The following is a 13,645-nucleotide window of genomic DNA, read 5'->3' as shown; positions in this document are numbered from 1 at the left end:
GCGTACCGCGACGCCACTTAGTGGGAAGAGTTGTCGTCCTGCTGGGGTTTGGCGTTAAACATATCGCACAGCATGTTCAACAGCATCAGGCGCACTTTAAAAGGAGAGTGGGTAAACACGTTCATACACCTCTTGAATTCAATCATAAGACCTCCTGATTCATGATCCCTTCGATCCGTGAAGGGTGACTGCATTACATACAGATATAGCACAGGCTATATTGTATAGCTATGGCTAATTCGTTAATTTTTTGTGCTTGTAGAGCTATGGTTTACAATGTGCGCTCCGTTACAGGGCGCTGGAAGCGTCAACCCCATTGAGGAAGCACAATGAACCGTCGCGCAGGTAAGCCAACAACAAAAAAAACGACGCAACTGGTGAACGTTGAAGAGCATGTGGAAGGCTTCCGCCAGGTGCGCGAGGCGCATCGCCGGGAGCTGATTGATGATTATGTCGAACTGATCTCTGATCTGATTCGTGAGGTTGGAGAAGCGCGCCAGGTGGATATGGCCGCACGCCTTGGGGTGTCGCAGCCAACCGTTGCCAAAATGTTAAAACGTCTGGCGTCGGTCGGGCTGATCGAGATGATCCCCTGGCGCGGGGTGTTTCTCACCGCTGAAGGCGAAAAACTGGCGCAGGAGAGCCGCGAGCGCCATCAGATCGTCGAGAATTTTTTACTGGTGCTGGGCGTCAGCCCGGAAATTGCCCGTCGGGATGCCGAAGGTATGGAACACCACGTCAGCGAAGAGACGCTGGTGAAGTTCCGCGAATTTACGCTCAAATACGGTCCCTCCGCTGAATGAACATCCCCGGCTTGCAGGCCCTGAAACGCGATCGCTTTTTCCATCTTTTACTTATCACTGGCGTTGGGCTCAGCGTCTTTGTGCCCTTCACGCCGCACACCTGGCCGGCGGCCATAGACTGGCGCACCATTATTACCCTGAGCGGTTTGATGATGCTCACCAAAGGCGTGGAGCTGAGCGGCTATTTTGACGTGCTGGGGCGCAAAATGGTGCGCCGCTTCGCCACCGAGCGCAAGCTGGCCCTGTTCATGGTCTTTTCGGCGGCGCTGCTGTCGACGTTTCTCACTAATGACGTGGCGTTGTTTATCGTGGTGCCGCTTACGCTCACGCTGCGTAAGCTGTGCGAAATACCGGTTACCCGTCTGATTATCTTTGAAGCGCTGGCCGTCAATGCGGGCTCGCTGCTCACGCCGATCGGTAACCCGCAGAACATTCTGCTGTGGGGACGCTCCGGCCTGTCGTTTACCGCATTTACCGGGCAGATGGCGCCGTTGGCGCTGGCGATCGTGGCGTCGCTGCTGGCGGTGGGCTGGTTTGCTTTCCCGAATAAATCGTTGCAGTACCACAGCGGTACAACCGGGCCCCAGTGGCAGCCGCGTCTCGTCTGGAGCTGCCTGGGGCTGTATATCGTTTTTCTTATCGCGCTGGAGTTAAACCAGGCGCTGGCTGGCGCGCTGCTGGTGGCGTGTGGCTTCCTGTTCCTCGCCCGGCGGGTGCTGGTGAACGTTGACTGGACGCTGCTGCTGGTGTTTATGGCGATGTTTATTGACGTCCATCTGCTGATCCAGCTCCCGGTATTGCAGAACGTTCTCCATAGCGTTGGCGGTCTGTCGCAGCCGGGATTATGGCTGACGGCGATTGGTCTCTCGCAGGTGATCAGTAACGTGCCGTCCACCATTTTGCTGCTTAACTATGTTCCCCCTACGGTACTGCTGGCGTGGGCGATCAACGTCGGCGGCTTTGGGCTGCTGCCCGGCTCGCTGGCTAACCTCATCGCCCTGCGGATGGCCAACGATCGCCGCATCTGGTGGCGCTTCCATTTATGGTCAATCCCGATGCTGCTCTGGTCAGCGGCGGTCGGTTTCGGACTATTCCTTCTCATATAGTGCGCAATTTGTCAGTTTTTCCTGGCAAATGTATAGCAACGTCCTAGCTTTAGTGAACGGCATAGTGTGATGCCGCTCACTGACAGGACCGTTGCTGAACTATGGCAGAAGATCAAAACCCACCTGCTGACGAGCAGGATCAAAACAATAACGAGCGCAAGCGCCCGGGGAAAAAACCGTTAATTATCCTTGGCATCGTGGTCATCGTGATGGTGATTGTGGCGCTGGTCTGGTGGTTTATAACCCGTAACGAAGAGACCACCGACGACGCCTTCACCGATGGCGACGTAGTGACCATTGCCCCAAAAACGGCAGGCTACGTCACAGAACTTCGCGTACGGGATAACCAGCGCGTGAAAAAAGGGGATGTGCTGGTGGTGATCGATCCGCGTGATACCACCGCCCAGCGCGATCAGGCTCAGGCCCAGCTTGGGCTGGCGGTTGCGCAGTTGCATCAGGCGCAGGCGCAGCTGGCGCTCTCGAAGGTGCAATATCCCGCCCAGCGTGATGAAGCCAAAGCCCAGGTACTTAAAGCCCAGGCGGATATGGTCAACGCGCAGGCGGAGTACCGCCGTCAGCGCGGCGTTGACCCGCGCGCGACCACGCAACAAAGTATCGATGCCGCGAACGCTCAGCTGCGCAGTGCGCAGGCGGGGCTGGCCAGCGCCCAGGCGCAGCTGGAGGTGGCGGAGCAGGTCCAGCTGCAAATCCGCCAGCAGGAGACCAACGTCGAAGCCCGCGAACGGCAGGTCGATCAGGCCAGAGCGCAGCTGGAAACCGCCAACCTGAACCTCTCTTATACCGAAGTCCGCGCCCCGTTCGACGGTTTCGTCACCAAACGCAACGTCCAGCCCGGTACGCTGGTGCAGGCCGGCACGGCGCTGTTCTCGCTGGTTTCCCCGAACGTGTGGGTGGTGGCGAACTTTAAAGAGTCCCAGCTTGAGCGCATGAAGCCGGGCGACAAAGTGACCGTGTCCGTCGATGCCTGGCCGGATATGGAGCTGGAAGGCCATATCGACAGCATCCAGCAGGGCAGCGGCTCGCGCTTCTCCGCCTTCCCGTCGGAAAACGCCACCGGTAACTTTGTGAAGATCGTTCAGCGCGTACCGGTGAAAATCGTGATTGATAAAGGGCTGGATCCGAACAAGCCGCTGCCGCTGGGGCTGTCGGTGGAACCGAAGGTCACCGTGGAATGACGGATCACAGCCACGATAACTGGAAGCCCGCCAGTAACCCGTGGGCGGTGGCGATTGTGGTCACCCTGGCGGTGTTTATGGAAATTCTGGACACCACCATCGTCAACGTGGCGCTGCCCCACGTCGCGGGGTCGCTCTCGGCCAGCTATGACGAATCCACCTGGGTGCTCACCAGCTACCTGGTGGCGAACGGCATCGTGCTGCCGATTTCGGCCTTTCTCAGCCGCCTGTTTGGCCGCAAACAGTTCTTCCTGATCTGCATTGTGATGTTCACCATCTGCTCGTTCCTGTGCGGTATCGCCACCGAGCTATGGCAAATCATCCTGTTCCGCGTGATGCAGGGGTTCTTTGGCGGCGGGTTGCAGCCTACCCAGCAGTCGGTGCTACTCGACTACTTTAAGCCGGAGGACAGGGGCAAAGCCTTTGGCCTTTCATCCATTGCCATTATCGTCGCGCCGGTACTCGGCCCCACGCTGGGGGGCTGGATCACCGATAACTACTCCTGGCGCTGGGTGTTCTTTATCAATATCCCGGTAGGGATTGTGACGGTGCTGGCCATCTATCAGCTGCTGGAAGATCCGCCGTGGGAGAAAAAGTCGGAAGAGAAGCTCACCGTCGACTGGACGGGGATCGGCCTGATCGCCCTCGGTCTTGGCTGTTTGCAGGTGATGCTCGACCGGGGCGAAGATGATGACTGGTTTTATTCGAACTTTATCCGCACCTTCGCAGTACTGACGCTAGTCGGTATTATCGGCGCGATCTACTGGCTGATGTATGCCAGAAAGCCGGTGGTGGATCTGCACTGTATGAAGGACCGCAACTTTGCGATCTCCAGCCTGCTGATGGCGGGGATGGCGATGATCCTGTACGGCAGTTCGGTGGTTATTCCGCAACTGGCACAGCAGGATTTGGGCTATACCGCCACCTGGTCCGGGCTGGTGCTCTCGCCCGGCGCGGTGCTGATTGTGCTGACCATCCCGCTGGTGCTGAAGCTGATGCCGGTGGTGCAGACACGCTGGATCATCGCCTTCGGCTTTACCTGCCTGGCGGTGTCGTTCTTCTGGTCCCGCACGCTGACGCCGGATATCGATTTCGAAACGCTGGTGCTGTTCCGCAGCGCTCAGTCGATTGGACTGGGGTTCCTGTTTGTGCCCCTTACCACCATTGCTTTTATCTCGATCCCGAGGCGGCTTAACGCCGACGCGGCGGCGCTGTTTACCATGTTCCGCAACGTGGCCGGCTCGATTGGGATTTCGCTCTCGACGGCGGCGATCACCGAGCGCTCGCAGGCGCACAGCGCGCATCTGGCTTACCACGCTTCGCCGTTTAACGAGCAATTCCAGCTGGCGATTCGCGAAAGCGCCCAGGCGATCCAGAACTTCACCACTCAGGTGGGCGATCCGACCGGCATTGCCACCGGACGGATGTACCAGACGATGATCGAGCAGTCGCGCTTTCTGGCCTACATTGACGTCTTCACCATTCTGAGCGCGGTGGCCTTATTACTGATTCCGTTTTGTTTATTGCTCTCGCCGGTTAAGAGCGAGGGGAGTGCAGGAGCACACTGATGATACACAGACGTTTACACCCCCTGATGATAATGATGCTGCTGGTGGGTTGCGCCGTCGGGCCGGACTACCAACAGCCTGCACCGCTCGCCACCACGCACTGGAACGATAAGGGCGACAGCGCGGTGAAATCGCAAACTTCCTCCGCCGCCACTAACCCGCGCTGGTGGAAAACCTTCGGCTCGCCGCAGCTCGACAGCCTGATTGAACGCGCCATCGCCGGAAATCTGACGCTACAGCAAACCGTATTACGCATTGCCGGGGCGCGCGAACAGATTAACCAGGCCGGCGGGGCGTTTTTCCCGTCGGTGAATGGCAATGTGCAGGCGACGCGCCAGCAGCTTGGGCTGGAAGGGGAGCTAAAATCCCACGGTGTGTACGACCAGTTGAATAATGTCGATCCTGAACTGCGGGGCGCGTTAGGCCCGCTGACGCAGCCGATTAACCTCTATCAGGGCAGCTTCGACGCCCAGTGGGAAATCGACCTGTGGGGCAAGGTGCGCCGTCAGGTAGAAGCGGCCGAGGCGCAGCAGCGGGCAGCGATCGAGCAGCGTAACGATGCGCTGGTCTCGCTGGAAGCCGAAGTGGCGCGGGCGTGGCTACAGCTGCGTGGGGCGCAGAGCATCATTGCCACGCTTAATACGCAAATTGAAAGCGCACAGCAGACGCTGGATCTGACCGAAAGCCGCCAGCGGGGCGGGCTGTCGCCGCAGATGGACGTGGAGAACGCCCGGGCACAGTTGGGCAATCTTGAAGCCCAGTTGCCGCAGTATCAGGCGCAGGAACGCCAGGCGATGAACGGGCTGGCGATCCTCCTTGGCAAACCGCCGGGGGCGCTGGATGCCGAACTGCAATCCGTGCAGCCGATGCCTGCCCTGCCGGATATTGTGCAGACCGGTATTCCGTCCACCCTGGCGCGCCGTCGCCCGGACGTGCGCGAAGCGGAGGCGAATCTCCATGCCGCCACGGCGCAGATTGGCGTCTCGGTGGCAGAGCTGTTCCCGAGCTTTACCCTCTCCGGGCAGTTTGGCTTGCGCAACAGCGAATCCAATTGGCTAACCGACTGGAGCAGCCACTTCTACAGCTTTGGCCCGCAGGTTTCCATACCGATTTTCCAGGGCGGTCGGCTGGTCTCCAGCGTTAAGGTGGCGCGCGCGCAGCAGGGGGCGGCGGTGCTGGACTATCGTCAGACGGTGCTGACGGCGCTCGGCGACGTTGAAAACGCGCTGGTGAGCTATCGCACCGACCAGCAGCGTGAAGCGGGCCTGGCGAAAATCATTGATGCCCTGCAAAACGCCTTTGACCTGGCGAGCGACAGCTATCGTCAGGGGATCGCCAGCTTTATCGACGTGCTGGACGCCCAGCGGCAGCTGGCGCAGGCCGAGCAGCAGCGCGTGCAGGCGCAGGTGCAAAGCGCGCTCGATCTGGTGGCGCTCTACAAAGCCCTCGGCGGCGGCTGGGAGCCGTATCAGCAGGTGCGGCTGCCAGACTACAGCGTCTTTGGCGACGCCCCGCGCGGATAATCTTTTAACCGCGATGACTCTGGCCGGAACCGCGCAGCGAATCCGGCCTTTTTATTGGGCGCGAAATTAATATTTTGGCCGGACAAATTTAAGCATTATTTAACCAACATCAGGTTAATGACTGGCACAATAATTCCGTTCTTACTTACTTAAGGGAACTAAGAATGAGTTGGAATAAAGATGTTGCTATTTCACACCTCCGGTCACACGCTCTTGGTCGTTCGCATAACGAATGTGCGACTTTTACCAGAGAGGCTATAGCGGCAGGCGGCATTCGTCTGGAGAGAACGCTAAACGCAAAAGATTATGGGCCATCATTATTGCGGGCGGGATTTCGTGAAGTCCCGCCGGGTTCAACATTATTGAGCGGTGATGTCGCAGTGATCCAACCTTATCCGGGAGGAAACTCCAGTGGGCATATGACAATGTATGATGGGACACAATGGATCTCCGATTTCCGACAGCGCAGCATGTACCCTGGTCCAGGGTATCGCGCAGCTCAACCGACTTTCAAAATATACAGGATGAATTGATGCGAGCCGCAATAGTGTTAGGCGTATGCTTGCTCTCAGCTTGCTCAGTTAAGCCGGAACAGAGCGCGCCGACGCGAGTACATTCTTTTTACGCCACGTATCTGATGTCACTTACAAGTAGCGACAATGAATATTCGCCGTCTGATCTGCGCGTATATGTCTCTGCTGACACGATTAAGAGACTGGATGATATAGAGTCGATACCCGAACAAGACCTGCTTGGATCTGATTACTTCGCTTATGCGCAGGACTATGATCCCGCCTGGGTGTCGGCGTTAAATGTCGGGCCAGCCAAATCGTTTATGGGAGGTGAGGTTATGCCAGTCTGGATCGGGAGAGAAAACGGCGGAAAAGTAGAGTTGCAGGTATTCGTTCGTCGTGAGGCTGGCGCATGGAAGATATACAGGGTTCGTGATGTCACCGACAACTATGAGCATCCCATATTCAATGCCGGAGCAATTGCCCAGGCAAAAGTTGCAGCCGAAAGCGGGCTTTAAACGTTAAACAGGAACTTAGCCTCGGCAACTGCCGGGGCTTTTTATTTCCATCAACCTCACAAAAAACGATCCACACCTTTGATCGACATTTCATCTTCGCCTATATGACTAGTCATGAAATTTAAATGACTAGGCATAAAGGGAGCAACCATGAACAAATCACTGCCAGCCAACTTTTTATGGGGCAACTCGGTATCCAGCATGCAGACGGAAGGGGCCTGGAATGAGGGCGGGAAGGGGATGTCGGTGTATGACATTCGGGAAGCCGGTGAAAACATCTCTGACTGGAAAGTGGCGACCGACTCCTACCACCGCTACCGGGAAGATTTCGACCTGATGCAGGATCTGGGCATGAACTGCTACCGCTTCCAGATCTCCTGGAGCCGCATCTGCCCGCAGGGTGACGGCGAGTTCAACGACGAGGGCATCGCCTTTTACGACCGCTTTATTGACGATTTGCTCGCCCGCGGTATCGAGCCGATGGTCTGTCTCTACCACTTCGATATGCCGCTGGCGCTGGCGCAGGAGTACAACGGCTTCAACGATCGCCGCGTGGTGGACGCCTTTATCCGCTACGGCAAAAAGATGATCGACTGCTTCGCTGACCGGGTGAAGTACTGGCTGACCTTCAACGAGCAGAACATTTTCCATATGCCGGAAGCTTTTCGCATTTCCGGTTACATGAAAGGTGAGCAAACCCTGCGTGAGCTGTATGAGCTTCAGCACCATGCGATGGTGGCGCACATGACTCTGACCGAATACCTGCACCAGACTAAGCCGGGCAAGCTGATGGGCGGCATGCTGGCGCACCAGCTGATTTATCCGGCCACCTGCAAACCGCGCGATATCTTCTGCGCCCAGCAGTACGACGAATTCCTCAACCAGAACCTGCTGCGCGTCTTCGCGGGCCAGGGCTACAGCCCGGCGGTAATGGCGGTGGTGGAGCAGGAGGGCTTCGGCGATATCTACCGCGCAGACGATCTCGCGCTGTTTGCGCGCACGAAGAACGACTTTATGGCCTTCAGCTACTACGCCAGCAAAACGCTGGACAGCGATGCCATCCCGGAAGGCACGCCGGTTAACTATTACCTGCTGCACGGCGAGAAAAACAATCCGTACCTGAAGGCCACCGAGTGGAACTGGCAGATCGATCCGCTGGGCTTTCGCACCATCATCACCCGCTACGCCAACGACTGGCGGATGCCGGTATTCCCGATTGAGAACGGTATTGGGGTGATTGAGTCCTGGGATGGCGTGGATCCGGTTGAGGACACCTACCGCATCGACTACCACCGGGCGCACATCGAGGCGATGAAAGCGGCAATATTCGAGGATGGGGCAGAGGTGATGGGCTATCTCGGCTGGGGGTTGATTGACATTCTCAGCTCGCAGGGTGACATGCGCAAGCGCTACGGCGTGGTCTACGTCAACCGTGAAAATCACGACCTGAAAGACCTGAAGCGCGTGCCGAAGAAGAGCTACGCGTGGTTAAAACAGGTTATCCATACTAACGGACGCGAGATGTAAGCCGTACGCTGCCGGGCCGTTTTTGTGACTGATTAATGGGAACACTCCGCTATGTCTGAAACAAAAATAACACCGCACATGCAGTCTTTTGTCGATAAATTTGTAGAGTTCTCGGCGCGCCTGGCAAACCAGGTGCATCTTCGCTCCCTTCGCGATGCCTTCGCCACGGTAATGCCGATTTTCATCCTTGCCGGTCTGGCGGTGCTGGTGAATAACGTGGTCTTCCCGTGGATTTTTGCGGGCGACACGCTTACGCACTTTAAGGTGTGGGGCGAGGCGATTATCAACGGCACGCTGAACATCGCCGCGCTGCTGCTGGCCCCTATGATCGCCTGGTCGCTGGCGCGCAACAAAGATTTCGACAATCCGGTCTCGGCAGTGGTTATCGCCGTCAGCAGTTTCATTATCATGATGCCGATGCGCTTACAGATTACCCCCGTCGGCAGCGACGCCACGGTAAACGTCACCCAGGTGCTGACGTTCGCCAACATTGGCTCCACCGGGATTTTCGCCGGGGTGCTGATTGGGCTGCTCTCAACCGAGCTGTTTATCGCCATTTCACGGCTCAGAGCACTGCACATTTCGCTCGGGGAGAACGTACCGCCAGCGGTGAGCAAATCCTTTACCGCGCTGATCCCGACGATCCTCACGCTCTCCCTGTTTGCGCTGCTGGCGGCCATACTGGCGAACGTGCTGCACACGGATCTGATCCATCTCATTACGACATTTATTCAGCAGCCGCTGCGGTTGATCAACACCAGTCTGCCCGGGACGATTTTCATCTACAGCTTCGGTAACTTCCTGTTCACGCTCGGTATTCATCAGTCGGTGGTCAACAGCGTGGTGCTGGAGCCGTTCCTGCTGATCAATACCAATGAAAATATGCTGGCCTTCGCCAACGGCCAGCCGATCCCGCACATCATCAACAACATCTTTGTGCCGACCTTTGGCATGGTGGGCGGGACGGGCAGCACAATCTCATTGCTGATCGCTATCTTCATCTTCTCAAGACAGAAATCAGCGAAGCAGGTGGCGCGTCTGTCGCTGGCGCCGGGTCTGTTTAACATCAACGAGCCGGTGATTTTCGGCCTGCCGATAGTCTTTAACCTGCCGCTTATGATCCCGTTTGTGCTGCTGCCTGCTATCGGGATTTACTTTGCGTGGCTCTGTACCACGCTGGGGTTCATGTCGCGCTGCGTGGTGATGATCCCGTGGACGACCCCGCCGATCCTCAGCGCCTGGCTGGCGACGGCGGGGGACTGGCGCGCGGTGGTGGTGCAGTTGGCAATCATCGTATTTGGTGTATTCTTCTACCTGCCTTTCCTCAAGATTGCCGAGAGAGTGGCGATGAAAAACAGCGGGATAGAAAACTAACTGAAAGGAAGGACGATGGCGGCGAAGTACATCACCATAGCGCGGGAAATTAAGAAACGCATTATCACCCAGCAGTACGCCGCCAATGAACCACTGCCGGACCAGTTCGCGCTGGCGGCGGAGTTCAGCACCAGCCGGATGACCATTCAGCAGGCGATGCGTCAGCTGATTGTCGAAGGGCTGGTCTATACCCGACAGGGGCAGGGCACGTTCATCCGCAAAAATTTCCTCCAGCTTTCCCAGTGGGATCTCTCCGGCAGCGACTACTTCGGGGCGACCAAAACCTGGGAACATTTAGGCACGGTGACGAGCCAGGTGGTGCACTTCGAACTGCGCTTCCCGAACGAGAAAGAGCAGGCATCGCTGATGATAAATCCGGATACGCCGATCTATGACTTTATCCGTCTGCGTTTACTGAACGGTGAGCCGATGTCTCTGGACGCCACGGTAATGCCGCTCAATCTGGTCCCCGGTCTGAACAAAACCCATCTTGAAAGTTCGGTATTCCGGTATGTGCAGGAGACGCTGGGGCTGAAGATCATGGGATCGTATCGGGTGGTGCGGGCGCTGAAGCCCAGTGCGCTGGATATGCAGCACCTTGTCTGCGAGCCAACCGACCCGGTGCTGGAGGTAGAGCAGGTGATCTATCTGGAAGATGGTACGCCGCTGGAGTACGCCCATTGTCACTATCGCTATGACCATGGCGGCATCGTTATCGTGAATAACGGATAAAAAAAAGCGGACTTTAAGGTCCGCTTTTTTAATTATCACGATTAGTTTAAACGCACCGGCATACCGGAACGGTTCTGAATCGCCTGGTCAACGATGGTCGTGTCAACATCCGCCTGAGAGGTGACGGACTGCACCGCGCTGGTCAGCTTAATCGGTACGATTTCGTTGTTGTTGATCTGATCTTCGCTGGTGGACAGCGGGTTATGCACTTCAATGTAACGGCTGCCGTCCGGCTCTGACGTCGCTTTCACCGGTTCGTTAATGAACTGCACGCGCGTACCAACCGGCACGTTATCGAACAGGAATTTGATGTCTTCATTACGCAGACGCACGCAGCCGTGGCTTACGCGCAGGCCGATACCGAAGTTGGCGTTTGTACCGTGGATGGCATACAGACGACCAATGTACAGCGCGTACAGACCCATCGGGTTATCCGGGCCGGCAGGCACAACGGCTGGCAGCGGTTCACCGGCAGCAATGTACTCAGCGTGCATTTTGGCGGTCGGCGTCCAGGTTGGGCCCGCTTTCTTACGCTCCACTTTGGTGGTCCAGTTCAGCGGGGTGTCTTTACCCAGTTGACCGATACCGATAGGCAGAACGATCACGGTGTTGGTGCCTTTCGGGTAGTAATACAGACGCATTTCGGCGCTGTTAATTACGATACCTTCGTGCACGGTATCCGGCAGGATCAGCTGCTGTGGAATGTTGAGTACGGTACCCGCTTTCGGCAGATACGGGTCAACGCCCGGGTTCGCTTCCAGCATGTTAGACAGGCCGAGCTGATACTGCGCCGCGAAGTATTCCAGCGGCTGAGTGTTACCTTCCGGCACCGTCACCACCTGGTTTTCACCCACCAGACGGCTTCCGTCTGTCGGCAGGGGATACGTCACCGCAGACGCGGTCTTACAAAAACCTACTACGGCTAACGCCGCCGCAAAAAGCGTTGTTAATTTCATGTTCATGTTATGCGAGGTATCTAAGCCATTCTGGCGATGAGTTGATAAGTCTGAATCAGTAATGGGAGCGCATTATATGTGCATTCCCGTTAACTGGGAATTCAGATGTGTACGAAATCACATTTTTTTCGATTTTGTTAAAGTTTAGTGGATTACTGCAACACGGGATCTCAATTCGGAATTGTGGCATAATGCCGCGTTTATCACACTTTTCGCAGGAATCTCTCCGTGTTAGTTACCAGCAACGTCACTATGCAGTTTGGCAGTAAGCCGCTGTTCGAAAATATTTCCGTCAAATTTGGCGGCGGCAACCGTTACGGCCTGATTGGTGCCAACGGTAGCGGAAAATCCACCTTTATGAAGATCCTCGGCGGTGACCTGGAGCCAACGCTCGGTAACGTGTCGCTCGACCCTAACGAGCGCATCGGTAAGCTGCGTCAGGATCAGTTCGCCTTCGAAGAGTTCACCGTGCTCGACACCGTGATCATGGGGCATGCGGAGCTGTGGGAAGTGAAGCAGGAGCGCGATCGTATATACGGTCTCGCTGAGATGAGCGAAGAAGACGGTTACAAAGTGGCCGACCTGGAAACGCAATACGGCGAAATGGACGGCTACTCTGCGGAAGCGCGTGCGGGCGAGCTGCTGCTGGGCGTCGGCATTCCTGTTGAACAGCATTATGGTCCGATGAGCGAAGTTGCGCCAGGCTGGAAGCTGCGTGTGCTGCTGGCGCAGGCGCTGTTCTCTAACCCGGACATCCTGCTGCTCGACGAACCGACCAACAACCTGGACATCGACACCATCCGCTGGCTGGAGCAGACGCTGAACGATCGCGACAGCACCATGATCATCATTTCGCACGACCGTCATTTCCTGAACATGGTATGTACCCACATGGCGGATCTGGACTACGGCGAGCTGCGCGTTTATCCGGGCAACTACGATGAGTACATGACGGCGGCAACCCAGGCACGTGAACGTCTGCTGGCCGACAACGCCAAGAAGAAAGCGCAGATTGCGGACCTGCAATCCTTCGTCAGCCGCTTCAGCGCCAACGCCTCTAAGTCGCGTCAGGCGACCTCGCGTGCGCGTCAGATCGACAAAATCAAGCTGGAAGAGGTTAAAGCCTCCAGCCGTCAGAACCCGTTCATCCGCTTCGAGCAGGACAAGAAGCTGTTCCGTAACGCGCTGGAAGTGGAAGCCCTCACCAAAGGCTTCGATGAAGGCCCGCTGTTCAAAAACTTCAACCTGCTGCTGGAAGTGGGCGAGAAGATTGCCATCCTCGGCGCCAACGGCGTGGGTAAATCCACTATGCTGAAAACCCTGGTGGGTGAACTGCAACCGGACAACGGAACCGTGAAATGGTCTGAAAACGCGCAGATTGGTTACTACGCGCAGGACCATGAATATGAATTCGAAAACGATCTGACTGTCTTCGACTGGATGAGCCAGTGGAAGCAGGAAGGCGACGATGAGCAGGCGGTACGCAGCATTCTGGGGCGTCTGCTGTTCAGCCAGGACGACATCAAAAAGCCCGCCAAAGTGCTCTCCGGTGGTGAAAAGGGCCGTATGTTGTTCGGCAAGCTGATGATGGAAAAACCGAATATTCTGGTGATGGACGAACCGACTAACCACCTGGATATGGAATCGATCGAATCCCTGAACATGGCGCTGGAGATGTATCAGGGCACCCTGATCTTCGTCTCTCACGACCGTGAGTTCGTCAGCTCGCTGGCGACCCGCGTGATCGAAATTACGCCAGAGCGCGTGGTGGACTTCACCGGTAACTACGAAGATTACCTGCGCAGTAAAGGTATCGAGAGTTAAAAAATA

13 protein-coding genes are annotated in these 13,645 nt (G+C 56.6%); 11 read left to right on the top strand and 2 right to left on the bottom strand.

Going from position 1 to position 13,645, the window contains the following annotated elements:
* Window positions 1-17: 17 nt before the first annotated feature.
* Window positions 18-146: a manganase accumulation protein MntS gene (gene mntS, locus CU081_RS20795; protein WP_100185516.1), complete on the bottom strand. Its 129-nt coding sequence runs from the start codon at window positions 144-146 to the stop codon at window positions 18-20.
* A gap of 183 nt (window positions 147-329) precedes the next feature.
* On the opposite strand from mntS, the gene mntR reads away from it, so the two are divergent.
* From mntR to CU081_RS20745, 10 genes are all read left to right on the top strand, one after another.
* Entirely contained in the window at window positions 330-803 is a 474-nt protein-coding gene (gene mntR, locus CU081_RS20790; protein ID WP_022650657.1) for a manganese-binding transcriptional regulator MntR, read from the top strand.
* Window positions 800-1,909, top strand: a complete 1,110-nt coding sequence (locus CU081_RS20785) for an anion transporter (protein WP_022650658.1) — start codon at window positions 800-802, stop codon at window positions 1,907-1,909. The genes mntR and CU081_RS20785 overlap by 4 nt, the downstream gene beginning before the upstream one ends.
* Before the next feature lie 101 nt (window positions 1,910-2,010).
* The gene (locus tag CU081_RS20780) at window positions 2,011-3,105 is read left to right on the top strand and encodes an HlyD family secretion protein (RefSeq protein WP_058647485.1); all 1,095 of its coding nucleotides are present in this window, start codon (window positions 2,011-2,013) and stop codon (window positions 3,103-3,105) included.
* Entirely contained in the window at window positions 3,102-4,673 is a 1,572-nt protein-coding gene (locus CU081_RS20775; protein WP_015571056.1) for a DHA2 family efflux MFS transporter permease subunit, read from the top strand. Before CU081_RS20780 ends, CU081_RS20775 begins: the two co-directional genes overlap by 4 nt.
* Window positions 4,673-6,196: an efflux transporter outer membrane subunit gene (locus tag CU081_RS20770; RefSeq protein ID WP_058647486.1), complete on the top strand. Its 1,524-nt coding sequence runs from the start codon at window positions 4,673-4,675 to the stop codon at window positions 6,194-6,196. The genes CU081_RS20775 and CU081_RS20770 overlap by 1 nt, the downstream gene beginning before the upstream one ends.
* Window positions 6,197-6,360: 164 nt before the next feature.
* On the top strand, window positions 6,361-6,729 hold the full coding sequence (locus CU081_RS26650; protein WP_071787975.1) for an NlpC/P60 family protein: 369 nt from the start codon (window positions 6,361-6,363) through the stop codon (window positions 6,727-6,729).
* On the top strand, window positions 6,729-7,226 hold the full coding sequence (locus CU081_RS20760; protein ID WP_022650661.1) for a YbjP/YqhG family protein: 498 nt from the start codon (window positions 6,729-6,731) through the stop codon (window positions 7,224-7,226). Before CU081_RS26650 ends, CU081_RS20760 begins: the two co-directional genes overlap by 1 nt.
* Before the next feature lie 150 nt (window positions 7,227-7,376).
* Window positions 7,377-8,753 (top strand): glycoside hydrolase family 1 protein, encoded by a 1,377-nt coding sequence (locus tag CU081_RS20755; protein ID WP_022650662.1) that lies wholly within the window; start codon window positions 7,377-7,379, stop codon window positions 8,751-8,753.
* Between the two features lie 51 nt (window positions 8,754-8,804).
* Window positions 8,805-10,127 (top strand): PTS sugar transporter subunit IIC, encoded by a 1,323-nt coding sequence (locus CU081_RS20750; protein WP_022650663.1) that lies wholly within the window; start codon window positions 8,805-8,807, stop codon window positions 10,125-10,127.
* Between the two features lie 15 nt (window positions 10,128-10,142).
* A complete protein-coding gene (locus CU081_RS20745; protein ID WP_015571043.1) occupies window positions 10,143-10,859 on the top strand; it encodes a GntR family transcriptional regulator in 717 nt (238 codons plus the stop codon).
* Window positions 10,860-10,900: 41 nt separating this feature from the next.
* Here the strand turns inward: CU081_RS20745 and ldtB are convergent, their stop codons facing one another.
* Window positions 10,901-11,821, bottom strand: coding sequence for a L,D-transpeptidase (gene ldtB, locus CU081_RS20740; protein WP_003858435.1), 921 nt, complete (start codon window positions 11,819-11,821; stop codon window positions 10,901-10,903).
* Between the two features lie 222 nt (window positions 11,822-12,043).
* Between ldtB and CU081_RS20735 the strand changes: the two genes are divergently transcribed.
* A complete protein-coding gene (locus tag CU081_RS20735; protein ID WP_003858434.1) occupies window positions 12,044-13,639 on the top strand; it encodes an ABC-F family ATPase in 1,596 nt (531 codons plus the stop codon).
* The last annotated feature ends 6 nt before the right edge of the window (window positions 13,640-13,645 follow it).

Origin of the sequence: Enterobacter sp. CRENT-193, from assembly GCF_002787395.1 — a bacterium.
Taxonomy (GTDB): domain Bacteria; phylum Pseudomonadota; class Gammaproteobacteria; order Enterobacterales; family Enterobacteriaceae; genus Enterobacter; species Enterobacter hormaechei_C.
Note: the sequence above shows the minus strand (reverse complement) of the source record. Positions and strands in the feature narration are given on the sequence as shown.

Coding starts and splice junctions, on each gene's coding strand:
- mntS (WP_100185516.1), bottom strand. CDS start 146: ATGATTGAATTCAAGAGGTGTATGAACGTGTTTACCCACTCTCCTTTT.
- mntR (WP_022650657.1), top strand. CDS start 330: ATGAACCGTCGCGCAGGTAAGCCAACAACAAAAAAAACGACGCAACTG.
- CU081_RS20785 (WP_022650658.1), top strand. CDS start 800: ATGAACATCCCCGGCTTGCAGGCCCTGAAACGCGATCGCTTTTTCCAT.
- CU081_RS20780 (WP_058647485.1), top strand. CDS start 2,011: ATGGCAGAAGATCAAAACCCACCTGCTGACGAGCAGGATCAAAACAAT.
- CU081_RS20775 (WP_015571056.1), top strand. CDS start 3,102: ATGACGGATCACAGCCACGATAACTGGAAGCCCGCCAGTAACCCGTGG.
- CU081_RS20770 (WP_058647486.1), top strand. CDS start 4,673: ATGATACACAGACGTTTACACCCCCTGATGATAATGATGCTGCTGGTG.
- CU081_RS26650 (WP_071787975.1), top strand. CDS start 6,361: ATGAGTTGGAATAAAGATGTTGCTATTTCACACCTCCGGTCACACGCT.
- CU081_RS20760 (WP_022650661.1), top strand. CDS start 6,729: ATGCGAGCCGCAATAGTGTTAGGCGTATGCTTGCTCTCAGCTTGCTCA.
- CU081_RS20755 (WP_022650662.1), top strand. CDS start 7,377: ATGAACAAATCACTGCCAGCCAACTTTTTATGGGGCAACTCGGTATCC.
- CU081_RS20750 (WP_022650663.1), top strand. CDS start 8,805: ATGTCTGAAACAAAAATAACACCGCACATGCAGTCTTTTGTCGATAAA.
- CU081_RS20745 (WP_015571043.1), top strand. CDS start 10,143: ATGGCGGCGAAGTACATCACCATAGCGCGGGAAATTAAGAAACGCATT.
- ldtB (WP_003858435.1), bottom strand. CDS start 11,821: ATGAACATGAAATTAACAACGCTTTTTGCGGCGGCGTTAGCCGTAGTA.